This window comes from Shewanella sp. 10N.7, assembly GCF_020806285.1.
Lineage (GTDB): Bacteria > Pseudomonadota > Gammaproteobacteria > Enterobacterales > Shewanellaceae > Shewanella > Shewanella electrodiphila.
Window position 1 is genome coordinate 1 of record NZ_JAJGZS010000084.1, and the last position, 352, is coordinate 352.

Consider the following 352-nt stretch of genomic DNA (forward strand, 5'->3'; position numbering starts at 1 on the left):
GATACCTTGCCAAGGTATAGGTCATCAGTTCGAACCTGATATGTCGCTCCAATTTTTTAAAAATTGAAATATAGATGCGACATTAGCTCAGTTGGTAGAGCGATACCTTGCCAAGGTATAGGTCATCAGTTCGAACCTGATATGTCGCTCCAATTTCAATACCAAGTTTTGAAAGGCGACATTAGCTCAGTTGGTAGAGCGATACCTTGCCAAGGTATAGGTCATCAGTTCGAACCTGATATGTCGCTCCAATTTCAATACCAAGTTTTGAAAGGCGACATTAGCTCAGTTGGTAGAGCGATACCAAGCCAAGGTATAGCTCATCAGATCGAACCTGATATGTCGCTCCAAA

3 tRNA genes are annotated in these 352 nt (G+C 42.3%); all 3 read left to right on the plus strand.

The annotated features are described in order from the left end of the window. Positions 1 to 76: 76 nt before the first annotated feature. Positions 77 to 152 (plus strand) — tRNA-Gly (locus LMH66_RS20305). 23 nt (positions 153 to 175) lie between these two features. Beyond that, positions 176 to 251 (plus strand) — tRNA-Gly (locus LMH66_RS20310). A 23-nt stretch (positions 252 to 274) separates the two neighbouring features. Next, a tRNA-Gly gene (locus tag LMH66_RS20315) sits at positions 275 to 350 on the plus strand. Positions 351 to 352 lie beyond the last annotated feature (2 nt).